This is a genomic window from Paenibacillus ehimensis NBRC 15659 (assembly GCF_004000785.1).
Taxonomy (GTDB): domain Bacteria; phylum Bacillota; class Bacilli; order Paenibacillales; family NBRC-103111; genus Paenibacillus_G; species Paenibacillus_G ehimensis.
This window is the reverse complement of record NZ_BILX01000036.1, coordinates 1-25,295: the sequence shown is the minus strand read 5'-3', so window position 1 is coordinate 25,295 and position 25,295 is coordinate 1. Positions and strand designations below refer to the sequence as shown.

Annotated in this window: 19 protein-coding genes; 5 read left to right on the top strand and 14 right to left on the bottom strand. The window is 52.1% G+C overall.

Annotated elements, in window-relative coordinates:
- Window position 1 precedes the first annotated feature (1 nt).
- Complete coding sequence (locus tag PEH01S_RS20200) at window positions 2-1,060, bottom strand: ABC transporter substrate-binding protein (protein ID WP_127487665.1); 1,059 nt, start codon at window positions 1,058-1,060, stop codon at window positions 2-4.
- Between the two features lie 178 nt (window positions 1,061-1,238).
- Between PEH01S_RS20200 and PEH01S_RS35845 the strand changes: the two genes are divergently transcribed.
- Window positions 1,239-1,367, top strand: a complete 129-nt coding sequence (locus PEH01S_RS35845) for a hypothetical protein (RefSeq protein WP_281281497.1) — start codon at window positions 1,239-1,241, stop codon at window positions 1,365-1,367.
- A gap of 606 nt (window positions 1,368-1,973) precedes the next feature.
- Here the strand turns inward: PEH01S_RS35845 and PEH01S_RS20195 are convergent.
- The 5 genes from PEH01S_RS20195 to PEH01S_RS20175 all read right to left on the bottom strand — a co-directional run bounded on the left by PEH01S_RS20195 (window position 1,974) and on the right by PEH01S_RS20175 (window position 7,226).
- Window positions 1,974-3,563, bottom strand: a complete 1,590-nt coding sequence (locus tag PEH01S_RS20195) for a response regulator (protein ID WP_127487663.1) — start codon at window positions 3,561-3,563, stop codon at window positions 1,974-1,976.
- Complete coding sequence (locus tag PEH01S_RS20190) at window positions 3,556-5,373, bottom strand: cache domain-containing sensor histidine kinase (protein WP_025847961.1); 1,818 nt, start codon at window positions 5,371-5,373, stop codon at window positions 3,556-3,558. The genes PEH01S_RS20195 and PEH01S_RS20190 overlap by 8 nt, the downstream gene beginning before the upstream one ends.
- Window positions 5,374-5,570: 197 nt before the next feature.
- A complete protein-coding gene (locus PEH01S_RS20185; protein ID WP_025847959.1) occupies window positions 5,571-6,284 on the bottom strand; it encodes a DUF1963 domain-containing protein in 714 nt (237 codons plus the stop codon).
- Between the two features lie 13 nt (window positions 6,285-6,297).
- Window positions 6,298-6,729 (bottom strand): immunity 22 family protein, encoded by a 432-nt coding sequence (locus tag PEH01S_RS20180; protein ID WP_127487661.1) that lies wholly within the window; start codon window positions 6,727-6,729, stop codon window positions 6,298-6,300.
- 26 nt (window positions 6,730-6,755) lie between these two features.
- Window positions 6,756-7,226 (bottom strand): MarR family winged helix-turn-helix transcriptional regulator, encoded by a 471-nt coding sequence (locus PEH01S_RS20175; RefSeq protein WP_025847954.1) that lies wholly within the window; start codon window positions 7,224-7,226, stop codon window positions 6,756-6,758.
- Window positions 7,227-7,418: 192 nt separating this feature from the next.
- On the opposite strand from PEH01S_RS20175, the gene PEH01S_RS20170 reads away from it, so the two are divergent.
- From PEH01S_RS20170 to motB, 3 genes are all read left to right on the top strand, one after another.
- The gene (locus tag PEH01S_RS20170; RefSeq protein ID WP_127487659.1) at window positions 7,419-8,801 is read left to right on the top strand and encodes an MFS transporter; all 1,383 of its coding nucleotides are present in this window, start codon (window positions 7,419-7,421) and stop codon (window positions 8,799-8,801) included.
- Window positions 8,802-9,018: 217 nt separating this feature from the next.
- Window positions 9,019-9,810 carry a flagellar motor stator protein MotA gene (gene motA, locus PEH01S_RS20165; RefSeq protein WP_025847950.1) on the top strand — a complete coding sequence of 264 codons (792 nt, stop codon included), beginning with the start codon at window positions 9,019-9,021 and terminating at the stop codon, window positions 9,808-9,810.
- Window positions 9,803-10,633 carry a flagellar motor protein MotB gene (motB, locus tag PEH01S_RS20160; RefSeq protein WP_127487657.1) on the top strand — a complete coding sequence of 277 codons (831 nt, stop codon included), beginning with the start codon at window positions 9,803-9,805 and terminating at the stop codon, window positions 10,631-10,633. The genes motA and motB overlap by 8 nt, the downstream gene beginning before the upstream one ends.
- A 68-nt stretch (window positions 10,634-10,701) precedes the next feature.
- On the opposite strand, the gene PEH01S_RS35510 is transcribed toward motB, so the two are convergent.
- The 3 genes from PEH01S_RS35510 to PEH01S_RS20150 form a co-directional block, all read right to left on the bottom strand.
- Window positions 10,702-14,355 (bottom strand): S-layer homology domain-containing protein, encoded by a 3,654-nt coding sequence (locus PEH01S_RS35510; protein ID WP_246063008.1) that lies wholly within the window; start codon window positions 14,353-14,355, stop codon window positions 10,702-10,704.
- Window positions 14,356-14,357: 2 nt separating this feature from the next.
- Complete coding sequence (locus PEH01S_RS35505; RefSeq protein ID WP_246063006.1) at window positions 14,358-17,132, bottom strand: phosphodiester glycosidase family protein; 2,775 nt, start codon at window positions 17,130-17,132, stop codon at window positions 14,358-14,360.
- 314 nt (window positions 17,133-17,446) lie between these two features.
- Entirely contained in the window at window positions 17,447-18,451 is a 1,005-nt protein-coding gene (locus PEH01S_RS20150) for a helix-turn-helix domain-containing protein (protein WP_127487655.1), read from the bottom strand.
- Between the two features lie 273 nt (window positions 18,452-18,724).
- On the opposite strand from PEH01S_RS20150, the gene PEH01S_RS20145 reads away from it, so the two are divergent.
- Window positions 18,725-19,771, top strand: a complete 1,047-nt coding sequence (locus PEH01S_RS20145) for an RICIN domain-containing protein (RefSeq protein WP_127487653.1) — start codon at window positions 18,725-18,727, stop codon at window positions 19,769-19,771.
- A gap of 170 nt (window positions 19,772-19,941) precedes the next feature.
- Here PEH01S_RS20145 and PEH01S_RS20140 read toward each other — a convergent pair whose 3' ends face one another.
- From PEH01S_RS20140 to PEH01S_RS35155, 5 genes are all read right to left on the bottom strand, one after another.
- Window positions 19,942-20,754, bottom strand: a complete 813-nt coding sequence (locus tag PEH01S_RS20140) for a GBS Bsp-like repeat-containing protein (RefSeq protein WP_127487651.1) — start codon at window positions 20,752-20,754, stop codon at window positions 19,942-19,944.
- Between the two features lie 379 nt (window positions 20,755-21,133).
- A complete protein-coding gene (locus tag PEH01S_RS20135) occupies window positions 21,134-21,625 on the bottom strand; it encodes a hypothetical protein (RefSeq protein WP_127487649.1) in 492 nt (163 codons plus the stop codon).
- 220 nt (window positions 21,626-21,845) lie between these two features.
- Window positions 21,846-23,177: an IS3 family transposase gene (locus PEH01S_RS20130; RefSeq protein ID WP_127487647.1), complete on the bottom strand. Its 1,332-nt coding sequence runs from the start codon at window positions 23,175-23,177 to the stop codon at window positions 21,846-21,848.
- Window positions 23,178-23,303: 126 nt separating this feature from the next.
- On the bottom strand, window positions 23,304-23,699 hold the full coding sequence (locus tag PEH01S_RS20125) for a DUF4279 domain-containing protein (RefSeq protein WP_127487645.1): 396 nt from the start codon (window positions 23,697-23,699) through the stop codon (window positions 23,304-23,306).
- 14 nt (window positions 23,700-23,713) lie between these two features.
- A partial coding sequence (locus PEH01S_RS35155; protein ID WP_246063005.1) for an RHS repeat-associated core domain-containing protein occupies window positions 23,714-25,295 on the bottom strand: 1,582 nt, incomplete at its 5' end.

Below are 25,295 nucleotides of genomic sequence, written 5' to 3'. Positions count from 1 at the left end.
GTTATTCCGCGCCGGTTATAATTTTGGAGAAGCGCTTGATGTTGTCGTCCTTCTTGCTGGCGGCGAAGTCGAAGTCGTAGTTGACCAGCTTGATATCCTTCGTTTGGACGATGCCTTGGATCGGCTCGGCGTCCTTGCGGACGGAGCGGCGCTTGAATTCTTTTTGAATCAGGGACTGCACGTCTTTCCCCACGAGGAAATCGATGAACTGCTTGGCCTTCTCCATGTTCGGCGCCCCCTTGATGATCGCCGCGCCGTCCGGTACGGCGGACGTGCCTTCGGACGGATACACGATGCCCACCTTGGCTCCGCCTTCCACGTAGCGAAGCGCCGCTTCCTCCAAGGTGATGCCGATCGCGAACTCTTTGTCCGCAACGCCTTTATACACGAGACCCGAGCCCGACAGCACTTTGCCGTCCAGGTTGTTCACGAATTTTTTGACGAAGTCCCAGCCCTTGTCTTCCTTGCCAAAAGCGGTCAGCATCGTCACAAGCTGCGTATACGACGAACCGGATTTGGCCGGGTCGGCGAACGCCATCTTGCCTTTCCATTTCGGATCGAGCAGATCGTTCCAGCTCTTCGGCTCTTCGCCCGCTTTCACAAGCTCTTTGTTGTACATGATAACCATCGGCAGCGCGGCGAAAGGCGTCCATACGCCGTTTTTGTCGACATACTCCGGCAGCAGATTGTCGATTTCTTTCGTTTTGTACGGCTCGAAAAATTTCTTGTACGCCTCCAGCGAGTCGGCGCCGCCGGCCCAGAACACGTCGCCCTGCGGGGAAACCGCTTCCGCCTGCACCCGCTTCAGCAGGTCGCCCGTGCCACCGGAGATCAGCTGCACCTCGATGCCCGTGCGGTCCTGGAACTCCTTGATGATCGGGTTATTGACTTCGGCGGCGTTAGGCGAGTATAGCGTCAGTTTGCCCGCTTTTTTCGCTTCGTTTTTCGTTCCCGTGTCTCCGGATGCCGTATTTTGCGGTGCCGCCGGCTCCGTGCCGCAGCCTGCCAACGTCGTAACCAGAAGCAGCGAGGCAAGAATGCCCGTAAACGCTTTTTTCATCTGTAGAACCCCTCCGTATTAAGTTTGATATGGTAAGAAATCCGGAACAAAGGCGGACCTTGCTTTTGTAATAAAGCGCTTTCGTCCGCTTCGCTTGAAGTTTCCCGCCGGATTTCTTTCTTCTGTTATTAACTATAATCGCTAAAGTAAACGCTCTCAATGCGGTGAAATTTCTTCTTTGTTTAATTTTTTGCACAATTTTGCGGCACAGCGGAAAAACCGTCCATGGGTTTGGACGGTTGTGTTCGTCATCGCGATGCGTCAAGACGGCGACGACGAAGGCTTATTCACGATAACCGCGGGCTGACACATGGCGACTGCTGCGGGCCCCTAGCATAGCGGTCGGCAATATTTTGCGACACAGGTATATGATGCTCGCTTCCGGCGCATGGTCAGCGCTCGTTATACGAAGGTTGGCGAGCCGCTTAACTTAGCGGAAGTCAGATGCGCTATAGCATGCAAGTTTGACACCTTGCCAAAAATAGCGGAACTCCAAAAACACTATCGTGGCAAATCGAAGTGCAATTAAGATTTTTCGACAAAGTTAAGTCCTCTTGAGTTCCGCTATACACCACAAAGTATGCGTAAATTCCTGCTTAACACATCTGCTTTCCTCTAATTCCACCGATTGAGCACGCCTCCCGAATCGCGCAAGCGACTAACCCCGCCAAAGCACGCGCCACGTGCCAACGAAGCTTCACGGCGCGGGCGATCGCTCCGGGTTTGCCGGGAACATAGAACAGGCCAAAACAAGCGCTTCCCTCTACCCGCCGTCATCTGAGCAACCGCACCCGCCTTCTCCCGAATGCTTTCTTCATCCGTTCTTAAGGCCTGTTCCCGGCCCAAACCATCTCTTCTTCAATGCCGCTCCCGGGACGGTAACCTGCGGCCCCCGCAGCGGATCGCATAAAATTCAAATCGGAACGTTCGGGATCCCGAGCCGCTTGCGGAACTCCGTCGGCGTCTCCCCGGTATATTTGCGGAAAATTTGGCTGAAATAGCGCGAGTCCTGATAGCCCGCCTGAAGCCCGACCTCGTAGATTTTCAGCCGCGGGTTCGTGAGCAGCTCTTTCGCCCGGCGCATCCGCAAGGCGGTCAAATAATCGACGAAGCTCGTGCCGACCTGCTTCTTGAACAAGCGGCTAAAGTAGCTCTCGCTCATATTGCAGCGCTCCGCGATGCTCTGGAGCGTGATGTCTTCGGCGTAATGCCGACCGATGTAGTCCTCGATCTCCTCGAATCCGGTCCTTGACTGCGGCTTCGTTTGTTCCTGATAACGCACACTCCATTCAAGCAGCATCCCGTTCAGCCGCTCCAGTCCGTCCTCCAGCCGAACCGTCCTGTCCAATGAGGTCAACAGAATCGCGGAATCCTGCACAATAAGCCGCAGCTCATCCTCGCGAAGCAGCAGCGTATAGAGCGATACGATCCAGCCGAAAAACGCCTTTCTCGCCTCCAGCTCGTTCGTCGGGTGCTGCTGCACGATCCACGTGAAGCAAGCATGGCTTTTCGCCCGGATGGACGCCTCCGTTCCCCACTTGACCGCCTCGATCAGCTCTTCCGCCAAGCCGGGCAGCGCCGGAACCTCCGCCGCAAGCCGCTCCGTATCCTCGAACCAGGCGAGACGTTCCCCTCCCCAGAAGAACGACGTCACCAAGGCGTGCGTCGCTTGCTGGAACGCAGCCGGAACCTGATCCAGACGGTTGTGCCGCCCGCTGACCCCAAGCACCAGCTGCCGCTGTGACGCTTGCGATGCGCTGAGACGGACCACGTTCAGCAGTCGCTGCAGCTCCCCGCGCTCCGTCTCCCGGTCCAGCAGCAGCGCATATTTGGCATCGTTCATGCGCACGAGCGGATACGACGACAGGCCGGAGCTCCAGGCTGCGATGCTCCGGTACAGCTCGCCCGGCGGCTTCGATTCGCCTGGGGTCGTCTCCGCATAGAGCAGGGCGACCCGGAACGTGTCCAGCACTTCCCCTTGTTCGGCCGCATATTCCAGAAACAGCTCCTGCTCCATCGCGCCCGCATGATCCAGCATCAAGTCGTACAGCATCTTCTCGACGATCAGCGGCTGGCCGAACGCCAGCTTGTGCTCCAGCCGCTCCCGCTCCGTCCGCCGCCGCCGCTCTTCGTCCAGCCTTGACGCCATGCGTCCCATCAGCTGCGTCAGCTCGTCCGGATTCGTCGGCTTCAGCACGTAATCCGCGGCTCCGAGCTTGATCGCCTGCTGGGCGTACGCGAATTCGTCGTAACCGGTCAAAAACACGACCTTCATCCCCGGATACCGGGACGCAATTTCCTTGGCGAGCTGGATGCCGTCCATCTCCGGCATCCGGATATCCGTGAGCACGATATCCGGCGTTTCCTCCTCCATCAGCCGGAGCGCCGTCTCGCCGTCGGACGCTTCGCCCATAATGCGGCAGCCGACGTCTTCCCAGTCAATCGTATGCTTAAGCCCTTCCCGGACGAGCCATTCGTCCTCCACGATGAGCACCTTATACATGCGTATCCTCCCCCGGCGTCCGAATGATCGGAATTTCGATCGTCGTTGTCGTCCCCTGCTGCGGCTGGCTGACAAGGGTCAATACATAGCGGTCTCCGAAATAGAGCTGCAGCCGCTTTTTTACATTTTCCAAGCCGATGCCCGTCTTCCGTTCGTCGACCGACACAAACTGCCCGGACGTAATGCGTTCGAGCTTCTCCTGCGGGATGCCGACGCCGTCGTCGCGCACTTCAAAACGGACCCGCTCCCCCTGCACCTTGCCGGTAATCCAGAGCCGCCCCGGTCCCCGCTTCATCTCGAGCCCGTGCGTAATCGCATTTTCCACTATCGGCTGCAGCATCAGCTTCAGGGTGTAGAGCCGCTCGACCTCGTCATCCAGCTCGATATGCACCTCCAGCTTGTCTCCGTAGCGCATTTGCTGAATGGTAAGAAAATTGCGGATTTGCTGCATGTCCTCGCGTACGGGAATGAGCGCTTGCCCTTTGCGGATACTGAACCGAAGCAGCTCGCCGAGCGAGACGACCGTCCGGCTGATATGGTCGAGCTTATGAATACGGGCCATCCAGTTGATGGAATCGAGCGCATTGTACAGAAAATGCGGATTGAACTGCGCCTGAATCGCCCGGATCTCCGCTTCCTGAAGCATCAACTGCTTTTTGTACACTTCGTCGATCAGCTGCTTGATGCGCTGCACCATCGCATTGAAGCTTCGCCCGAGCTGCCCGACCTCGTCCTTGTACTTCGTCGGAAAGGCGACGTCCAGGTTGCCCGTTTCCACCGTACGCATCAGCGATTTCAGCTTGCGCAGCGGATGGGTGATGTTCACGGACAGCAGGTAGGCAAGCACGCACGAAACGGCTGCGCCGACGGCGATAATAAGCAGGGTCAGATTGCGGATGCTGCTGCTCTCCCGCGTCAGCGCCGCCACCGGCAGCACGTTCACCAGCTTGAAGCCGGTCACCTCCGACGTATCGTACACGACCATGACGGGCGGCGCTCCCTCGCCGGCCTGCTCGAAAAAACCTTTGCCGCCCGCCAGCACCCGGTCCACAAACGGCTCCTCCAGCTTCGTCCCGACCTTGTGCTTGGACGGCGTGCTGGAGATGATATAGCCATTGCGATCCAGCAGCAGCATCTGTCCGCCCGGCTGCAAATGGGCTTTTTTGTACTTGTCCGCGAGCGCATTTTCCATCATGTCCACGACCAAATAGCCCAAGGGCGCGTTCGTATCGATGCGCTTCAAGAGCCGGCCGCTGCTGAGCACGATGCCGAAATCGTCCGTCTTTTTCATGCTGTAATGCGTATCCCAGACGACGTTGCCGCCCGCGAGCCTCATTTTCCGGAAAAGCCCCCACGAAGCGTTGTAATCGTCGTAAGCCCCGGGCAGCAGATCGCCGGTAAAATAACGGTCCCCGTTTTCCCCCAGCAAATACATGGAAATGTCCCAGTTCTTGAATCCAAGAAAAGACTCCAGCACCTCGCCCACCCGCTGCTTGTCCCGGTGCTTCTCCGCGAGCGGCCGGTCCGCCGGCTTGGACAGCACGTCCTGAATGTCGCGGCTGCTGTAGATGTACATCGTGAGCTGCTCGATATCTTTTACAAAATAGTCCAGACTGTAATTCACCTGCGACAAGCTTTCCAGAATGGTCTGGCATACCTGCTGCTGTACGACCTGCGCCGACTTATGATATGAAAACGTTCCCAAAACTGCGAGCGGAATAATCGCCAGCGGCAATACCGCCAAAAGCAGCTTGGTTTGCAGGCTGGTTCCCAGCAGGTTGTTCTTCAGCGCGCGTATCCAGTCCGCCATGTCCCTTGGCCCCCCGAACAATCGTTTGCTAGTAATTATGGCATAAGTTGAAACCGGTTACTAGCCCTAAGCCCTGCTGGAAAATGGAGGATGGAAGCGATACGGATATTCCCGCAAAAGCAAATAGCCTGTCCTCTCCATCTTTCCATGGCATAGGATCAGGCTATTTATTGTTATATCCCGCATGCCTCGGCTGCTCAATAACAGTCCCAGGTCATGCGCCACTCGTTCGTTCGCGGGTCCCGGAAAAAGTAGGCACAGCCGGAGTCGTGCCCCCACATGAGGTTGCCTTTTTCCGTCGAATCGATCTGCAGCACGAACTCGAACGACTCGCCAACCGACATGCCGGGCTGGATAAAGCAAGGGTGGCCTCCGATTTTAAAGCCGCCGTGCAGCTCGATCAGATCATGGTAGTCCTCAATCTTGCCTTCGTCTTCCAGCTGCAGGATCAAATCCGTGATGTCCTCCGGAATGTCTCCCCCATCCCATACGGGATAGTCTTCCACCGGCTCGCCCGGCCGCATCGGAAACGGCTTCAAATGCGAGCTCGTCTTCATCGGCTCTAGCGGCGCCAGCTCTTCCAACGATGCGTATGTGCGGATCAGCCAGTTCGTTCCATTCGGGTCTTCCTGCTGCGGATGCTTGGGCCCGAAAAAGATCGTAAGAAACGCAACATCCTTGAGCGCCTCGGGCACGTAATCCAGCGCGGCCAAGTTCACTTGCCCCAAAGCCCACATCGGCGTTCCGTCCGCATTCGTCGGCCACCGTTCGGCGCGCGCGGCGACCGTCACCTTGCCGAACCAAGGCGTAAGCGGGTCCTCCGGCGGACGAAAGCCGCCGATTTCAAATACGACGGCAGGCCGTTTCAGACGGTTTTTAATTTTATCGACAGAGTCCACGGTTTCGTTCATCCTCTAATCCCCGCTACCTTTCTTCCGTTTCGTAAACGATTTTCGCGATGAGCGGGACAGACGGCTGTCCGGCCCCGGAGCCGCTCTCCGCCAATGAAAACAAAGCTTCGTTAACGGACCCGTACCGCGAATCGTTGCCATAGAGCATGATCACCGAAGGGTATGGCGCCATGCTCTCCCTGAGCGAATCCGGGACCTGCGGCGCAAACTGATCCGGGTCAGAGGCATAGTCCAGCTTCAAATATTGCACAAATGCCTCGCAGCTCTCTTCGTCCGGCAGCCAATGAATCTCCATAAAATCCTCGTCGATCCACGATAACCCGGCGCTGCTCACGAATTCGGACGGAATGGCGTCCCCATCCTCCGTATACCCAGACTCGACGAAGGCGGCAAGCTCCTCTTCCGAGCGGCAATTCGCGCCCCAAATGGCCACGACATGCTTCATCAGATATTCTCCCCTCCCGTTACCCTTTACCGGTCCTTGCGGGAACGACCGCTCTCCAAGCGGCGGTTGTAATCGCTTAAGTATTGGCTTAAACGATGGACCCGCTCGCTAAAATGGTCCAGCTCCTCCTGCGGCACCTGCGCAAAAATAACATCCGCGTGCTCGGAAAACTGCTGCCTCCAGCGAGACAATTGCTCTTTCCCCTGCTCTGTCAGCCGGACATTCATGATGCGCCGGTCCTCTTCGGAGCGCACCCGTTCCACCCATTGCTTTTCTTCCAATTTGTCAATGAGATTGGAGGCAGCGCCGATGGTGATGCCCAAAACCTCGGCAATATCGTTGATTTTCCTCGATTCTTTATGCTCCAGCTTAAAGACCAGCGCCACCGCGGACGGAGGAACCTCCTCCGCCGAGCTGAGCAGACACAGCGTCTGGTTCAGCTTGCGGTTCATATCCAGAAGGCTGTGCCACAACGTATTCATTGAATTCGAAGGCATAAGCGACCCACCTTAACATCGTTCTCTTCCTTCCATACTACACCATACCCGGGACAAAAGAAAAATTTAACAAAGACCCCGTTGACAACATCCGGGCCTGTGATATATATTTTAGCACAAATACTATTTTAATAATAGTATTATCCAAAAAGTATTCAAGTACCATTTTTCATAAGGAGGCTGCTACTTGTTATGAAGCCTGAAGCACCAAGCCCGTCGTTTCGGGAATCGTTAATTATCCCCCTTTGGGGTCTCACTGTCCTGCTGGTCGTCATGAACACGACCATGTTCAACGTCGCGCTGCCGTCCGTAGCCCATGATTTGGGACTGACCACGACAGCCGCTTCGTGGATCGTCACCGGCTACTCGATCCTGTTCGCCATTTCTTCCATCACGTACAGCCGCTTGACCGACTTCGTCCCGATTCGGACGCTGCTGATGATCGGCCTTGTGCTGCTCGGCATCGCTTCCGTCATCGGCCTGCTGTCGCACAATTTCTACGGTGTGCTGGCCGCCCGCCTGCTGCAGGCGATCGGAGCGGCTTCCGCGCCGGGTCTCGGGATCGTTCTCGTCACCCGGTACATCCCGCTGGAGCGCAGGGGCAAATCGATGTCCGTCATTATTTCCGCGGCGTCGTTCGGCTTCGGTCTCGGCCCGATTGTCGGGGGCGCGATGACGCAGTATTTCAGCTGGAACTCGCTCTTCGTCGTAACGGCCTTGGTGCTGCTGACGATCCCTGTATTTTACCGTAATCTGCCCGAGCAGCCGTATACCCGCATTCAATTTGACGGATGGGGCGCCCTCTTCATCGGTGTCGGCGTCACCGGTCTGCTGCTCTTTCTGACGCTGCATCCTTGGTGGGCTCTGGTTCTGGGACTGCTGTCGCTGGCCGCCTTTTGGTTCCGGATTCACCGGGTCGACCAGCCTTTCCTGCAGCCCTCGCTGCTGCGCAACCGGCCGTATATGAACCTGACGGTGATGGGCTTTGTGGCTTACGTGCTTCATTTTGCCACGCTGTTTCTCATGCCTCTCGTGATCATTCGCCTGTACGGGCAAAGCTCCGCCGTCACCGGATTCCTGATTTTCCCGGGGGCGATTCTGACGGCGCTGCTCTCCCCCCGGATCGGCCGATGGATCGACCGGCTGGGCAATTCCCCGGTCATCTTGGCCGGACATGCGACCCTGCTGGCTGCCGCCTTGGTCTTTGCGCTGCTCTCCACGCAGTACTTGTACGCCATCACCGCAGCGTACATGCTGATGAGCGTGTCGGTATCCGCCATCGGATCGAGCGTATCGAACGAAATGTCGCGCATCCTGGCGAAGCATGAAATCGGCGGCGGGATGGGCATGGCGCAGCTGACGCAGTTTTTTGGCGGCGCGCTCGGCGTGGCGCTCACCGGCGCTTCGCTGGTCTGGCAAGCGTCCGCTCCGCTCCATGCCGCTTACCGGAACATCTTCTGGGTCATGGCCGCGGTCGCTGCCGCTTCCCTGCTCGTCTCCGTCAGCTACGTCCGCGCAAGCCGCAGAACAGCCCCGCTGCCTGCTGCTGTCGAAGAAGCCGCAAACGCCGGATAAGGCCGCATCCCATGATTAATGGTATTCAGAGCCCTGCTTTCCTTCGCACAGGAAACGGGCTTTTTTTCATTTTAGTCAAAGCCTTGCAACTCTAAAAAAAATTTAAAAACCGCCAAGTCGTTTCGGCAGGATTTGTGTCGTATTGTGTCGAACTAATGAACTGCTCATCTAATGGCATATCATGCCTGAATAAACAGAAGCGGAAGGTGTTCCTCGCGTGGAAAAATCAACAATCATCGGCATTATTCTCGCAATTATCGCAGTAGGGGTGGGCATGGTTTTAAAAGGGGCAAGCCTGGCCGCACTAGTCAATCCGGCGGCAATCCTCATCATCTTCGTCGGAACGGCGGCGTCGCTCTTTATCGGGTTTTCCATGGAAGAGCTTAAATTGTTTCCGAAATTAATGAAAATTGTGTTCACCGAGCAAAAGATGATCTCCAAAATGGAACTGATCGACATGTTCACGGACTGGGTAGCGATTACCCGCCGCGAAGGCTTGCTGGCTATGGAAAGCAAGGTCGAAGAAATCCCGGATCCGTTCTTGCGCAACGGGATGCGGATGATCATCGACGGGAACGATCAGGATTTCGTTCACGACGTATTAATGGAAGATATTCATACGATGCAGGAGCGGCACCGGACGGGCGCGCAAATTTTCACCCAAGCCGGTACGTATGCGCCAACCCTCGGCGTTCTCGGGGCGGTTGTCGGTTTGATCGCGGCACTCAGCAACTTAAGCGAAATCGAGGCGCTCGGCCATTTGATCTCCGCCGCATTCGTCGCTACGCTGCTTGGCATCTTTTCGGGATACGTGTTATGGCATCCCATCGCGAATAAGCTGAAGCAAAAGTCGAAGAAAGAAGTGGAATTGCGTCTGATGATGGTCGAAGGGCTGCTTTCCATTCAGACCGGCATTTCCGCAACCGCCGTCCAACAGAAGCTTATGGTCTTCATTCCGACGTCCCAGCGGGAAAAAAATAACGACAATGCGGTGAAAGCAGATGAGTAAAAAACGACAGGAGCATCACGAAGAACACGTTGACGAATCGTGGCTGATCCCCTACGCCGACCTGCTGACGCTGCTGCTTGCGCTGTTCATTATTTTGTTCGCCGCCAGCCAGACCGACCAGAAGAAATACCAGGCCATCATGCAGTCGTTCAACTCCGCCTTTACCGGCGGCGTAGGGCAATTTAACTTCTCAAATCTCATTCCGCTTACCACGGAACCGAACATTGATCAGAAGAAATTCGATCAGCCGACCAATCCGGCGATACCGAACGGTTCAGAACAGCAGCAAAAGCAGCAGCAGCTCCAGCAGCAGATGGAGAAAGAGCAGTACGACCTGCAGCAGCTTAAACAAAAGCTGGATCAATACATAGCGGAAAATAAATTGACCACCCAACTTGAAACGAAGCTGACCGAAGATCTCCTGATGCTTACGATTCGCGACAACGCCTTGTTCTCGTCCGGATCGGCCACGGTCAAGCCGGAGGCGAAGCAGCTTGCGGGTACGATCTCCGAGATGCTCGCCCAATATCCGGATTACCGGATCGAGGTCGCCGGCCATACGGATAACGTGCCGATTCGAACGGCGGCCTTTGAAACCAACTGGGATTTAAGCGCCAAGCGCGCATTAAATTTCATGAAAATCTTGCTCGAAAACGACAACATCGGTCCGGAGCGCTTCCGCTCCATCGGATACGGCGAGTATCACCCGATCGATACGAACGATACCGAAGCCGGCCGTGCGAAAAACCGCCGCGTCGAGGTCAGCATCCTGCGCAGCGTGAAGCCGCCGCAAATGATTGACGCCGCTGCGAAGCAGCCGTAGCTTAACAAGAGTAGAGCCCAACCTGCACGCTGTCGGCGTACGGATTGGGCTCTTTTTGCGTTGTGGAATTACTTGTAAATCTTGTTCAAGATGCGGTACATGAACACGGCGACTTCCGCTCTCGTGGCGTTTCCTTCCGGGTTCAGCGCCTGACCGTCACCTTCAATCAGACCTTCCTTGACCATCCCCGCCAGACTGTCCGCCGCATAAGCTGCGACCTTCGCACGATCCGCGAAACCGGCTAACGTCTCGGTGCTCGCGGTCATTTTCATGTTTCTGACCGCGCCCAGCGCTCTCGCCGTGATCGTGAACATATCCTGACGGGAGATTTTTCCTTTCGGATTAAAGATCCCGGCGCCGGTTCCTTCAACAATCTTCAGTTCCTTGGCCGTGCCCAGCGCTTCGTAATAGTAATCGCCGCCGTTCACGTCTTTGAAGTTTCCGGTCACGGAGGCTTTCAGCTCCAGCGTTCGCACGACCATCGCGACAAAATCCGCTCGCGAAATGTTCAGCGCCGGGGCGTACGTGCCCGCATCCATGCCCTGGATAATGTCGCGCGCCGCCAAAGCCTCGATCGACGGCTTAGCCCATGCATACTCCGCAATATCCGCAAATGTCTTGTCGACAAACGCTACGGCATATTTGCTAAAATGCTTCACTTCAAACCGCACCATTCCTGCCGCCGAATCGTAGATGCCGCTCGGCACCGGAAGGATGCGTCCCGCCGCATCAAGGTACCGGATGACTATCTTGCCCGGATTCTCCTGCTCCTTCGCTGCCGGCATATACGGAATGGCGATGCGCACGATCGTATCCGGGTTGTTCCATGCGCGGAACGCCCCTTTTTCCTTGACCTCCAAGCTGATGATCGGACGGCTGCCGACTTCTTTCCGGGCCTCTTCGCTTAGGGAAGACGAGTCCTCCTTGCTGATAACCAAGCTTACGAAGTCGGTGTCCGCCGCGTTCTTATCCTTCAGGAAGTCCGAAGGCACGGTCACGCTGCCGATAGGCGTCACGATCTCGAACTTGTTGTCCGGCGCCGGCTTCGTTACCGATTTCTTAGGCAGCGACACTTCCACGTGGTTCGCATTTTGAGCGCCCTTCACCTCGACACGGACCACTTTAGCACCGTCGGAGTCCGACCTTGCTTCCTTCTGCGCAAGCTCCAAATCTTCCGCGCGAATCTCGACCTTCGCGGTTCCCGCTTCGATCTTCGCCTCGACGGAGATGGTGCCCTGCGTTACCGTAGCTTTACCCGGCGTAACGGCCGGAGGCTCAGTATTGCCCGAGTTGCCAGACGTTACCGGCGTGCCCGAACCACCGGAGCTTCCGGAGTCGTCCCGTTCTTTTACAATCAACTCCATCTGCGCATACTTAGTCGGGTCCATCTGGCTGGTCGCGCGAATGAATACCGTTCCCGGGTTCAATGTGGTAACCAGACCTTTGTCGGTGACATTGGCGATTCCCGCCGGACCTTCCACCGACCAGATGACGTTTTTGTTAAGCACGTTCTCCGGCAGCACTGTTGCAAACAATTGCAGCGTTTCTTCCACTTTCAGCACCGCAACCTCGCGATTAAGCCTAACCTCGCTGACCTTCGGATTGGTCGGCTTCTCCGCTTCTTCTACGGTCAGTCGGAAGTCCGCGTATTTCGTCGCATCCACTGCGCTCATCGCGCGGATCGTCGCGGTTCCGGGCGCAGCCGCCTTAACCAGACCACTGCCGTTGACGGTGGCAATGCCTTTTGACGTATCGCCATATACGGTCCAATAGACGGACTGGGTTACATTCACCGGAAGAACCGTTGCGTTCAACTGAAGCTCTTGCCCAACTTTCAGTTTGCCGCTCGTTTGGTTCAACCGCACTTCTTCCACGCGAATCTGAGGCAGTCGATCCACCGTAATGACGCTGTCGGCGTATACGTTGCTCCATACGCTTGTCGCCCGAACGACAGCACTGCCTAATTTTTGTGCGATCACCAAGCCGTCCGCTGCCACCTTAACAACATTGTCCGCGGAAGAGCTATACACGGACCATGTTACACTCTTGTTGCTGGCATTGGCCGGCAGCACGGTAGCATTTAATTTAACGCTCTCGTTCACGGCCAGATTGGCCATCGGTTTATCGATCACGACCGACTGCGCCGGAATTTTGAGCAGTCTAAACTGATCCACTACGCGGTCGTTGATCGTTTTGACGACAAATTTCATCTCGTCCCCGTCGATCTCGGCAGCGACGTACATCTGCACCTGCTCGCCGTCCGTCACCTTCTGCCACTCTCTTGCCCATACTTGGTAAAACTTCGGACCGGACGAGCCGCCGACGATATAAGTCGTGCCTTCGCCATCGGCGACCGGCTTTTTATCTTTCATCGGATACGTCCGCACATAGACGTGATCGTGACCGTTCATGACCAAATCGACTTGGAACTCGTCGAAAATCGGCGTCCAGGTATCACGGATATGCTCGGAATCGTACATGCTGCCGAACGGTCCGCGGTGGAAAGCGACGATCTTCCACTTCTTGTCGGTCGCGGCCAAGTCTTTGCGCATCCATTCCTTCTGCTGCTCGAAATCATACTCACTGTTCAGCACCACAAAATGCGCATTCTTGTAATCAAAGGAGAAGTTGCTTCCTTTGAGACTGTCGATCCCGTTCTGCGGATGGTTGAAGTGAGCCAGGTAATCTTCCGTTTTCCGCGCACCGGTCACTTCGTGGTTGCCCACGACAGGCACGACGGTCGTTTGCATCAGGATGCCTTGAGCGGCATTGAACCACATGTTCCACTCGTTTTCCTTAAAGCCGTCCTCGACCAAGTCGCCGCCCTGCACGACGAACTCCGTATCCGGATGATCCGTCATCGCTTTTTTCAAAATGTCTCCCCACAGCTTGAAGCCCGCTTCGTTCGACGCCTGCGAATCCGCCAGGAAAATGAACTTCGTGCGTTCGCCCGTGGCAGCCGCAGTCTGAAGCGTCCCGTTCTGGCTGTAGTTGCCATGGCCGTCGCCCACGCGGAACACATAATGTGTTCCCGGCTCCAACCCGCTTGCAATGGCTTTATGAACTCGAACGGTTCCCGTATCCGTCGTATTGAACAAATAGCTGCTGCCGGTAAACCGCTTCACGTTCGGCGCGTTGAAATCTGTAAACTCCGACTTCTTCACGACCTCAACCACCGTATCGCCCGTAGCCGGGTCCGTATGCCAAGTGAAGGCTTTGGAGGTCGTCGTGTCCACTCCCATCGTCACGCTGACGTTGCTTGGAATCGGGCTGCCCGCCAGCTTCGATACTTTAAACTTCGAGATCGGGCTGTAGGCGTCGCCCTTGATCGCTTGAAGCTGATACTCCTTCACTTCGGAAGTAAGAGCTCCCGTAACCAGCGTACCTTGAGCGTCAGTCACACCGATTTCGGCACCGCCAACGACGGTTACTTTCGCTCCTTCGACCGGAGCTCCGTTCTCGCCGGCTACCTTGAATGTGGTAGGCATCCCTTGAACGACACCGTGCTCATCCCAGCTTAGCTGCAAATGATGCTTGACGGCCGCTTCCACCGGCAAGCCGAAGAAGCCGAAGGTTGTATCGCCTTTATCTTTAAACGTAATGGCTCCCGTTTTAAAAGCGATTTTGACCGTATCCTTGGCGTCCGCCTTAATCCGGTACTGAATTTGGCCGAGCAGATCCTGACCGGTCAAGCCTGCCGTATAAATATTGTTGAAATTCAATTTTACGGCGCCTGTGGCTTCATCGACCGTAGAGACGAGTTGGCTTTCCGCCAGCTTTCCGCCAGCTTACCGCCTTTCAATACCTTCAATCCGTCAACCTTCGCCGGATCGAAGCCGAATTCCATCGTTCCGCCCTGGATATCCGCCGCTTTCAGCGCTTTAATATCGACGGTGTACGTATTTCCTGCATAAACGGTTGTCGGTGCGTCGTAGACGATCTTCGACGAACCCGTATCTACCGTAAAGGTCCATTCCTTCTCCGTAACGTTGCCGGACAAGTCTCTAAGCTTGATCCTCGCCGAGTGAAGCCCGTCAGCCAGCGGTACGTTCGGCGTATAATGAATTTGTCCTTTCGGAGGATACAGCGTATGCTGCACCAAGACACCGTCGACGTAAAAGCGAATTTTGTCCGGGTCGATCAGCGTCGTTGCCGGATGCTTCACCGGATCGTAGCCGTAATCTTCACCAATTGCCTCGATTTTCGGCGTGTTCGTCGTGACCGTGCTGCCTTCCGCAGGCTTGAAGTTTTTCAGCACAGGCGGGTCCATATCGTCATTGGTCGGCCCGTAAACCGCCCGGATTTGGTCGATGTACAGGACTCCAGCCGTCTTGTTGTCGTTTTTCGTTTCCATGTAACGCACAGGCTGATCCATGCGCAGCGGAAGCGGACGCCCCTTCGGTACGACAGCCTCCAAGTATCGCCAGCCCGTAAAATCGACGCCGACCGTCTGGTCTACGTAATCAATGCCGACGGCCGAACCGTTGCCGTCGCGGATTTGCCCGCGCAGCCAGTGCTTTTTCCCGTCGCCATACACCCACAAGCCGATTTTCTCCGGATAGCCGGGGATTTGAATATTGCTTTCCAAATCCTTCGCCGTGATGTAAGCCCCGGAAGTCCCGATCGTTTCGGTGAAATCATACTCCAGCTTGGCCGCTTTATTGCCTAAACGGACGAAGTCCTCATTCGTTTCCTCGCTAATCTTCACCGTCTTGTAACGTGCGCCGGATTCGGTCAAATATTTGCCCGTACCGTTCTCGAAATCCTCCAGCACGACCGGCGGAAGTCCCACCTTGACATCCATTGACGCTTCAACGTTGTTGTATTTCACGAAAATTTTGCCGCTCTGCTCCGTTGCATTCGTCGCGGTAAACATGCCGTCCGCATCGATGCTGCCGATCGGTCCCTCTACCCGCCATTCGAGCTTGTTGTTTTGCGCGCGAATGAGCTGGCCGTTTCGGAGCGCGCTGACGCTCATCGTGACCTTTTCGCCCGATGTGAAGGTTTTCATCGCGTCGGGGAATTTCAGCTCCGTCAGCTCGTTCACCACTTCCACTTGCCCTATGCCGGTCAAACCGCCAGCGGTCGCTGTCACGTCAGCCGTTCCCGCCTGGTTGCCCGCAGTAAATTTTCCTGTGGTATCGATCGTTCCGAGAGGAGCGCTCAGACTCCACTCCGGCGTTCCGCCGAACGAAGCCGGATGACCGTTCGCATCCACGGCGGCCGCTTTGAACGTAACGGAAGAGCCGACCAGTACCCGCTCCAAGTTCGGCTGCACGACGAGTTTGGAAGCTGCGCCTTCCGGCGCTTTGTTCACGAGCAGGAGCCCGTTCGCCGTCTTCCGCTCCGAGCCGTCGGAAGGCCGGTTCAAAATTTGCCGTTTCGTTTCTCCCGGAAGCTTGGCCACGAACGTCGCAGAGCCGCCGCCATCCAGACAAAGCGCGTTCACGGCACCCATATCCTTCATGATCTTCGCGAGATCGTCATAAGACACGCCTTCGCTAAAGCCCGGCGCTCTGCCGTCGATTTCAACCATGATGATCGAACCGTCCGCTTTGGTGCCGATTCCGACCCGCGGGTACAAGGCTTTGTCATCGTGGGTTTGCGCCACGCCGTCCTTCACCAGCATGAAGACGCCGCCCATCGCCATCTTGACGTCTTTCCAAGCATCTTCCAGCTCGAAGCTGGCGGTGACCTCGTCGCCGATTTGCAGTCCGGCCAGCTCGGCCCGATGGCTGCCCGATGCGGACAAAACGACTTGTCCGGCCTTCAGCGGCGTATTTCCTTTATCCTTATGAATCCCGGCCACTTTGAGCCGCAGGCTCTTGCCGCTCTTCACTTCGCCTTCCTGCACGTCAAGCACAACCTCGTCGCCGAGATCGTTCGTCATCGTGGAAGTATGGAAGGAAGCGGTATACAGCATGAGCGCTTCGCTATTTTCCCGCATCCGGTTGATGTGGGAGATCGGCACCGTCTTGCCCCCGATCGTGACCGTCCGGGTCAGCTCCGGACTCAAGCCGTAAATCGTCGTGCCGTCGTTCTTCAGACCGAAGGCAAGCCAACTCCATTTCTCCGGCGGACTGGTCAGAATCTCGCCGTCCCCCATGAACAAACCGAGCGGGACGCCGGTCGCCATGTCGTAAAAGTCGCCGTTGATAGCCGCAATAACCCGGTTCCCGGGGGCGTCGGCATCGTCGGCCATTTTGGTTACGCCCTGCATCCCGTATACTTTGCCGTTCGTTTTGCCCGGCTGCAGGTCGAGCGCTTTATTTTTCGGATCAAATTCGACAGAATGAATTTTCTCCAAGCCCTGCGGCAGCTTCATGTCCTGCCAGGTGTACTTTGCACCCGGACCGAGCTCCATTTGGCGCGAATCCAGAACTTGTCCGAATGCCGCCTGGGGACTGTCCGCCGCCAAAGCTTGTCCCAAAGGAGAAACCAAAGAGAACATGATAAAAAGGTTGAGTAACAAAGCCATACTGCGTGTCTTTCGTTTCATCTCGTTTCTTTTCCTCCTCGCTGGATTCCAGTCGCCTGAACGACCTGTCCTAGTATAATATGCAAGGCAGGAAAAGTAATGAATCGATCTTATTGTTTCTGAGCCGATTTTCTTCTTAACGAAATCTTTAAAAGTCCAGTGAATAAGTCGCGGATCGTGCGGAATCGTTCTGGAGAAGCGGCAGCGTTCACCTTTGTCTCCGGATTCTAACCTACCAATGGCTTATAGAATCCAAGAATCCGGGGACAAGAGTGATCGGAAGAACGATCCGTAAGAGTAGCGCTCACTTATTCACTGGACTTTTAAACGCCACCTCAAATCCCAAGTCTTCTCCGGTATTCTCCCGGCGTCATCTGTACGGCTTGCTTGAATACTTTATTGAAATACTGCAGCGTGTCATACCCCACTTCTCCGGCCACTTCGTAAATCTTCAGATTCGGCTGCAGCAGCAGTTCCTTGGCTTTCTCGATCCGGACGCGGTTCAAATAATTGACGAACGAGTAGCCCGTGTACTTCTTGATCTGCACGCTGAAATAAGAGACGCTCATCCCGAAGCGCCCGCTGACCTCGGCCAGCGTATGATCGCTCCGGTAGTTCTCCCGGATATAGTCGCAGGCCCGCTTCACGTTCAGCTTCACGCTGTTATCCGCCGCCGAGGCGGACTGGGCGAGCCAGAACTCGCACAGCCTCTGAAAATAGGCGATAGCCTCCTCTTCGCGCTCCCATGAGATAGGCTCGTCGAGATGGAGCCCGTGTTTCTTGAGAACGTAATGCCATTTGGCATAAAGCATGCGAAACAGGCCCAGCCGCTCCCCCTGCTGGCCCTCCTCGAAGCTCTGCATGCTCTGGATCATCTCGGCATGCTTCTGAATGATCTCGCCCGGCTGGAGACGATCCAGTCTCTCGAAAAATTGCTGCGCCTGAACGAACTCGCGATGCGCGGCATGGAAATACCCCACCCGCTCTTCCGCCCGCTGCAGCGCGCGCCTCAGCTCTTCGGCCTTCACCGGCTTAAGCAAATAATCGATCGCGCCTGCTTGCATGGACTGCCGTACGTAGTCAAAACGCGTATTGTCGCTCAGGACGATCGTTACTACAGGAATACGCTGTTCGTATACCTGTCTCACCAGGGCCAGTCCCTCAAGCCGGGGCAGCATAAGATCGGTCAGGAGAAGCGTCGGCCACCCCTGCTCCATCAATTCTATAGCTTCTCCCCGATCACGCGCCTCCCCGACGACGATATGCCCCATTTCCTGCACCATTTTTTTGATTCTCGCACGTTTCCCCGTATAAGGCTCCACAATAAGTACATGAAGCATCGCTGCTGCCCTCCCCATCCTCCTCGCAATCAGGATCCGTTAGATATGGAGTCCGCTCGTGGTCTTTAAACGTTTCATCGGATGAAAGGTTGCAGGAAGTGATCGTCTTTGCAAAATCTTTAAAATGGGGGATTGTGGAATTAATATTGAATTCTCAATAAAGTCTAGTGGGAAACAAATCACTAGAATTCTGAAAAATATGGAAGAAAAGCTCTATCTAGTTTAAACTTGTAGTGAATGTGCTATACCAAATATAAATAAGGGGTACGTCTTATGAAAAAAATCACAATAGTTATATTTCTGTGCGTTTTGCTATTTGTTCATACTCAAACAGCATCTGCAATTCAATACGTATATTCTAGTTCTGGAAAACTAGTATTAGCTGATTTTTTTAACGGGAAATATATAAATTATCAATTTGATCGAAATGGGAGTTTGGAAAGTAAGACTAATTTAATTTGTTTGCCTTCAGAATATAAGCTCATAAATGTTGGCAGCAACAAAGCCCTTGATGTATCATCGGGCGAGACTATTCAGGGAACTCGTGTGCAAATATGGAATGAAAATGGAACTAATGCTCAGAGATGGTTGATATGTAATGCAGCAAATAATTCATATAAACTTATTAATGTAAATAGCGGTAAAGCGCTTGATGTATCACAAGGCGGTACCGCGGACGGAACACCAGTACAAATATGGGGTGATAATGGTACAGGAGCGCAGCAATGGCGTCTGATTGATAATGGCGATGGTTCCCATAAGTTTATTAATTCGAACAGCGGTAAAGCACTTGATGTTTCGCAAGGTGGTACTGCCGATGGAACATCAGTACAAATCTGGAGTGATAATGGAACAAACGCTCAAAAGTGGAAACTGGTTAAATCTATACCCAATGGTTCAGAATATAAAATAATTAACCTGGGTAGCGGAAAAGCGCTTGATGTAACATGGGGTAGCCTTATTGATGGAACGCGCATTCAAATATGGGATGATAATGGTACATATGCTCAAAGATGGCGCATTTATGACATCGGAAGCGGCTTATATAAACTCATTAATGTAAACAGCGGTAAAGCGCTTGATGTATCGAATAGCGGTACCGCGGACGGAACACCAGTACAAATATGGGGTGATAATGGTGCAGGAGCGCAGCAATGGCGCCTGATTGATAATGGCGATGGTTCCCATAAGTTCATTAATGCGAACAGCGGTAAAGCACTTGACGTTTCACAGGGCGGCACTGTCGATGGAACACCCGTACAAATATGGAACGATAATGGAAGCCCCGCGCAAAAGTGGAGCTTAGTGAAAATAAATTAAGATTTTTCATACGAAAAATTAATAAACAATAAGAAGCTCTCGCTGCGTGTTTAGAGACAGGAGCTTCTTATTGTTACCATAGTCTATTTTTTTGAATATTATTTCAACTTAAGCTCGATATAAACATTACTTTTGTAAACTAGCGTAGCGCTGAAATATTAAAGGAAGATTTAAGGTAACACCTGAATATTCGCTCCCCAGATTCCTATACTATTTCCGTACTGATCATAACAATAGGCATGCGTGCTATACATTCCTGTCTCGTAGTTATGTTCGCTAAAAGGGATTGTCGCTTTCCAAGTTCCGTTTGCCTGTTTTTGGCCTTCCACATGTTTGATATCGTCTTGTCCATTCGCTTCCGTCCACGTTGGAAACGTTACTCGCTGTACTTGATCGCTGACGCCTTCAAGAACCACCTCATAAAAACCGGCTTTGAACCCTACTTTTTCCGGGGCCCGTAAGGACGTAGTTTCTTTGACCATCGTCTTCGCCCCGCCAAAAAACTTGCCATCCACCCATACGTCGTTATCGTAAAGGCCTGTTTCATAGTTATGTTTGCTAAAAGGAACCGTTGCCTTCCATACCCCTTCGCTTACTTTCTGCCCCTGAACCCATGGATTCTCCAGATCATCGTTTCCGTTCGCCTCTGTCCACGTAGGAAAGCTTACGGAGGCCGCGCCTTTCGCTACCCCGTACGCGTACACGTCATATGAAGCGTTGGACAGACTCACTTCCGCTGGCGCTTCGACACTTGGGATTTTTACTACTTTTTTAACAATAAGATTGCCTGCATTATCATAGCGATTGATAATGGCCAATCCATTATTCGTGTCGGTATATATCAATCTCCCTGAGTTATCGTAGTTATATTCCGAAGCCTCAGTAGAGGCATTAGATTCACTATTAGGAAGGAAAATCGAGATTATTGCAAAGCTTAAACAAATCATGTAAAACATTTTTTTAACGTTATTGGAAATGCACATGAAATTATCCTCCAAAACATCAAACTGTAGTTAGTTCTACAGGCTCATAAAAATTTTTCTACTAAATTATACCTTTAGCAGATGATGTCTGTATATAGGGGATTTAGTAAGTATTTCTCTTTCGTCGCTTCCAACACATGTGGAGTGCGTGCTAAGCAGGTAGGTTAAAATCCTAGTACTCAAAAATTCCGTAATTTAGATTTCAAAGATTTAACGAAACCTTTGAGAGTATAATGTATAGCGTGATAATTGCCCCTCATATGCTTGTTCTCTTGTAAATTCTCTATGCCATATAATATTTGGGGTAATTCTCCATTTTTCTGGCGGTAAGGCTTCCTGGGCCAATATTTTACACTAACCTCTGCCTGTTCGTTGTTATTTAGCGTTTTTCTTCTCCGTACCACAATCGCATGGAATCCACATAGATGGTTCCGCTCCCTCCATCACCCAGCGATCGAATCATAGCATATACTTTTGCATACGCTGCATTACTTGGCACTGTACCCGAGCCGCTTATGGTTATGTATCCACCATTCGTTGGATAGTTATATTCTGCCGTTGCAGGCTGGGCCATCGTGTACTTTCCTTCAGCCGTCATATAGTCTACATATAAATAAACTCGCGCGTTCTGCAATTTTTCAATGTTTATCCGAGCATTCACATTGATAGAACGATTAGGCACCACGGCGGTTTCTTGGACTATACCGATATAATCCCAATTCTTTATTCCACTCCCCGATATTTTTTGTACATTTTTCGGGGCTCTTACGATTTCAAACTCATTATTTGCATTGGGGGCTTGTTGCTTGGTCCACGCTTCTGCTACATCATTAATTCCAGTGACTTGTTTAAAACTCGAATTTATTAACAAGTTATTTGTTATATTTTTTCTTATAAGGTTTCCTTTCTCATCTTACTGATACTCAATAGTACCTTCTGAACTTGCTGCCTCTGCTAACTGCCCTTTACTATCATAAAGATATTTTGTTTCGCCTGCCGTCGCAATTGAATCAACGTATGTAATTATAAGAACAATGCACAGTGAACTGTAACCTCATTTATGGACAGTGTTGAAAAACGGTATTGAAGCCTTAAGCAGCTAGGAGATGACTTCTGAATTCATCAGGAGTCATCTTTTTTAGTGTCCACTGATAGCGTTCTGAATTGTAGTGGATCACATACTCATTGACCCGTAGCCGCAGCTCTTTAAGAGATTTACAGTCCTTGTAGTCAAGCTCGTCCTTCATATGACCAAAGAACGTCTCCATGGACGCATTATCCCAGCAGTTCCCTTTACGAGACATCGACTGCTTAAACCCAGCTTCGGCGATGAGGAGGCGGGTTTTCGGGTGCGTATAGTGCACACCCTGGTCGGAATGGAAGATGGCATCTGGATGAATATTTCCATCCAATCGTTTGAGTAGGCGAGCCATTGTCCGTTCAACTAAGGATAGCTCCAACGTTGAAGATAGATAGTGTGCCAGAATCTGCTTCGTAGCACCGTCTTTCACACAAGAAAGATATGCCCACTGCCCGTTACCATAGCGCATGTATGTGATGTCTGTAAGGAGGACCTTCTCTGGTTCTCCTTGATCAAACTGACGCTCCAAGAGATTAGGACATGTACGATGTTCTTGCGTCGCTTTAGCCATTTTGCGATAGGGATTGGTTTGACGGATCGTAGCTACTAACCCAAACTTACGCATGATACGACGAATCTTTTTATGATTCATGACAATGCCATTCAATTTCTCCAGCCTCATTTTGATAACCAATGCGCCTGCTTTCCTGTTCAACGCTTCAAAATGCTCCCTAATAAGCTGAAAGTCGTATTGATCGGCTGTCTCTAACAGTTGACGCGACTCCTCAGCGCTACACCAACGGTAATAGCCGCTTGTACTTACTTCGGCAATCTGACAGAGGTAACGTGTTAAACGTCGTAAATCATGCTTACGAATCGTTTGATGAATGAGCTGAAAGCGCTCGGAAGGCGTCAACTCCTTACTTTTTCGCCTTTCGAGCGCTTCTAGCTTTTTTAATAGCTCGTTCTCCGCTTCGAGGAGTTTAATCCGAGCTTCTGCTTGTTGCAGCTTCTCTTCTACTGATGATTCCGTTTTTGATCGTCTACCCGTACTTCCAAGGCCTCGGCGCTCTTCTAACAAGCCAGCCTCACCGTACTTAGCGTAGGTCTCTCTCCAGCGATAGAGGCTTTCTGTAGGTGTTCTCTGGCCAACGAGTTCGATACTAAATCCTGCTTTCAAAAAAATCTCCATTGGTGGCTCTCCTGCCTGGTTAGCTTGCACTGCTGCGAGTTTAAAAGCTGGAGCATACGAGATGTTTCTCCCCGATACGCGGCTTACGTTCGGATTGGACTCCAATAGCCTGATCTCTGTTTCAGTAAATCCTGTTCTGATTTTCCTCATGATGTTCTTTCCCCATGTATTCTCGATAGTATGATTAAAGCACAAAAACCCGTAAGAGGTCACTTTTTTTCAAGTGTCCATCTTACGGGTTACAGTTCAAATCGCATTGTGGTTAAAGTTAAAACTTTAAGAAATGTAAAGGTCTATATCAAATTCTGCTTTTATATAATTAGCAAATTCAATAACATCTTGTTCAAGGTAAACTGCTGGGGCTTGATTTTCTTTAATATTAATTACAATGCTAAATAAATATCCTAGCTGATACTTAATTTTTAAATCTACCAATTGGTTCCTTTGATTAATTAATAAATCAATGATTTTCTTAAGTTGGTCATTAATGTCTAACGATTCCTCATACTCAGTGCTAATATACCAACTAGTTTCTTTTCTTTCAACATATTTTCCTTTCTGGCCCTTTAGAAAAAAAGCCTTTGGCTGAACTTTTAACTTCTCAGTTATTTCATCAATTGGGAAATGATCTCCGGTTATAATGAATTTAACCAAAATATTAGTTTTGTTCATTTTTTTCACCCTACTTATTTTATATGCATTCCGGTTTCTATTGGCACTCCTTTACCACCTTTTAAATATATAAGAATTTCTCCAGTTACTTTATCTACATATAAATCATATCTAGAAATTTTCCCACCGACAAACTCTTCTTTTATTTGGTGGGCGTCAAAACCATTCTTTTTCAAAAACTTATCATCTAGCATTTTAATATTTCTTCCTTGAGAAAATAGTTGCAAGTCTAATTTTAATGCGAATTCCCCGGTTTCTTCAACAGCTTTTGCAGCACGGGTCGTGGCACCCGCTGGAGTTACCGTTAAAATTGTTTGAGCTATTGGATCTTCAGAAACTGGTAATAATCTTGCACAGTCGGAGCAACTTGTATCTCCATTGAATACAGTACCCTTTTCCCTCAAGTTATCGACGTTTAAAGTCATCTTCACATGATTATTTTTATAATAATTTTCGGAACCTGAGACACCAACGAGTCTCTTAAGCTCTCCATTTTCAACGACTGCATGACCAATCCATTTATCGTCATGTCCTAAATTTATGGAACCTGCCGTGTTACAGTCACCTTCATGAGCATTTTTGCCATCGGCAGATACGCAATAATGCCCCGTCGGATCAACATTTGTCAACGGATTATTCTCCACATACGTATACAAATTCAAACTCAGCGGATTGCTAATATCCCCTTCATACGTATCCTGACTCATAAACCGGCCTACACTTGGATCATACCATCTTGCCCGCAAATATTGAAGGTGCGCGCTGTTGTCCCAGAATTCTCCGCTATAGCGGAACGGCTGCGGCACTTGCTCCGTTACCGTCAGCGGATTTCCCCATATATCATACGTATACCGGTTCACGACATTTCCACTGCCATCCGTTAACCCCACAACATCTCCATGCCCGTTATGAAGATAATACGTCTTGGCACCATTTGCATCTGCGCGCGCTGCCAGTCCATTTCCACGAATGTACCGAGCTTTTAGCGCGGCAGAACCGTTCGCTACCGTCCCTTCGGCGATCATATTCGCTCCGTCATAGTAATAACGAACCGTCTGCCCGTTCTCCGTCCGCTCGTACAACAGTCCATCCCCGTTATAACGGTACGTTACGTTCTTCCCGTCATCGGTCGTCACTTGAACGAGCCGGTTTCGCTCATCGTACCGGTAACTTGCTCCGCTCAGGTTCGGACTATTGCTGCTCTGCATCGTTTGACGGTTGCCGCGGGAATCATACGTATACTGTTCGCCAAACTGGCTCGACGTGCCGATCCGGTTCGGTGGGTCGTAGCTGAATTCATGCCGCGTTCCGTTCTCCGTCTTGCTTGTCTGATTACGATTGTTGTCATATCCGTAGGCAAAGGTATTGAGCGTTGCTCCCTGCTTCTGTTGGGAGAGTCCGGTCAGATTTAATCCTTCATACGTGTAAGACCCGGTCACTCCATTGCGCTGCACGATTGCTGCCAATAAATCATTATGCTTATACTCGTATTTCGCATCCCAGTCGTTGATGTTTGGTCCTACGCCTGCCAGCCGGTTACGGTTATCGTATCCATAAGCCGTGACGTAACCGAACGGATCGGTCATTTTCTCTCGA

Excerpts from the sequence above, each read along its gene's own strand:
- PEH01S_RS20145 (WP_127487653.1), top strand. The coding sequence starts at position 18,725 with ATGAAAAAAATCACAATAGTTATATTTCTGTGCGTTTTGCTATTTGTT.
- PEH01S_RS20150 (WP_127487655.1), bottom strand. The coding sequence starts at position 18,451 with ATGCTTCATGTACTTATTGTGGAGCCTTATACGGGGAAACGTGCGAGA.
- PEH01S_RS20185 (WP_025847959.1), bottom strand. The coding sequence starts at position 6,284 with ATGAACGAAACCGTGGACTCTGTCGATAAAATTAAAAACCGTCTGAAA.
- motB (WP_127487657.1), top strand. The coding sequence starts at position 9,803 with ATGAGTAAAAAACGACAGGAGCATCACGAAGAACACGTTGACGAATCG.
- PEH01S_RS20170 (WP_127487659.1), top strand. The coding sequence starts at position 7,419 with ATGAAGCCTGAAGCACCAAGCCCGTCGTTTCGGGAATCGTTAATTATC.
- PEH01S_RS20140 (WP_127487651.1), bottom strand. The coding sequence starts at position 20,754 with ATGTGCATTTCCAATAACGTTAAAAAAATGTTTTACATGATTTGTTTA.
- PEH01S_RS20130 (WP_127487647.1), bottom strand. The coding sequence starts at position 23,177 with ATGAGGAAAATCAGAACAGGATTTACTGAAACAGAGATCAGGCTATTG.
- PEH01S_RS35505 (WP_246063006.1), bottom strand. The coding sequence starts at position 17,132 with ATGAAACGAAAGACACGCAGTATGGCTTTGTTACTCAACCTTTTTATC.
- PEH01S_RS20175 (WP_025847954.1), bottom strand. The coding sequence starts at position 7,226 with ATGCCTTCGAATTCAATGAATACGTTGTGGCACAGCCTTCTGGATATG.
- PEH01S_RS20180 (WP_127487661.1), bottom strand. The coding sequence starts at position 6,729 with ATGAAGCATGTCGTGGCCATTTGGGGCGCGAATTGCCGCTCGGAAGAG.
- PEH01S_RS20190 (WP_025847961.1), bottom strand. The coding sequence starts at position 5,373 with ATGGCGGACTGGATACGCGCGCTGAAGAACAACCTGCTGGGAACCAGC.
- PEH01S_RS20125 (WP_127487645.1), bottom strand. The coding sequence starts at position 23,699 with ATGAACAAAACTAATATTTTGGTTAAATTCATTATAACCGGAGATCAT.
- PEH01S_RS20195 (WP_127487663.1), bottom strand. The coding sequence starts at position 3,563 with ATGTATAAGGTGCTCATCGTGGAGGACGAATGGCTCGTCCGGGAAGGG.
- PEH01S_RS20200 (WP_127487665.1), bottom strand. The coding sequence starts at position 1,060 with ATGAAAAAAGCGTTTACGGGCATTCTTGCCTCGCTGCTTCTGGTTACG.